Source organism: Mesorhizobium sp. M2A.F.Ca.ET.037.01.1.1, from assembly GCF_003998075.1.
In the GTDB taxonomy this organism is placed as follows: domain Bacteria; phylum Pseudomonadota; class Alphaproteobacteria; order Rhizobiales; family Rhizobiaceae; genus Mesorhizobium.
The window spans coordinates 1-439 of sequence record NZ_RZSA01001814.1 but is presented as its reverse complement, the minus strand read 5'-3'; the positions used below and the strand labels follow the sequence as shown (position 1 = coordinate 439).

At 61.7% G+C, this 439-nt stretch carries 1 protein-coding gene and 1 tRNA gene; one reads left to right on the top strand and one right to left on the bottom strand.

The window, feature by feature from the left end; translation table 11 throughout:
* Window positions 1-86: 86 nt before the first annotated feature.
* Window positions 87-163 (top strand) — tRNA-Arg (locus EOA27_RS39950).
* Window positions 164-191: 28 nt separating this feature from the next.
* On the opposite strand, the gene EOA27_RS39945 is transcribed toward EOA27_RS39950, so the two are convergent.
* The gene (locus EOA27_RS39945; protein WP_126078159.1) at window positions 192-380 is read right to left on the bottom strand and encodes a hypothetical protein; all 189 of its coding nucleotides are present in this window, start codon (window positions 378-380) and stop codon (window positions 192-194) included.
* Between the last annotated feature and the right edge of the window lie 59 nt (window positions 381-439).

The following is a 439-nucleotide window of genomic DNA, read 5'->3' as shown; positions in this document are numbered from 1 at the left end:
CTATGACCGCAGGACGCCCTGGACGCACTGACTTCCCGAGTCTTGCATCGCTTGGCGTAACGCAGCAGCCGGCCCGGCCGGCCGACGGTCCCGTAGCTCAGCTGGATAGAGCACCGGCCTTCTAAGCCGATGGTCGCAGGTTCGAATCCTGCCGGGATCGCCATTCCCTTGGCGCGGTTCGTGTGCGGACCTCACTTCCGCATCAGTTTAGGGGAGGGTTCGGCTAGCCATTGCTTGCCGTCTTTCTCGCTGGCCCATGGATTGCCGAAAGCCTTGGTCGGCAACGGTTCTTCGTCAAATTCGAGCCGTGCCTTCACGGCCCGCCGCTCGCGCCGATGCTCGGCTTGCTTGAATGCCTTGTCGCTGTCGACTGTGGTCATGCCGACGATCGGGGGTATTCCTTCGGGATCGGCTCATAGGCGTCACTTATCACAGAATG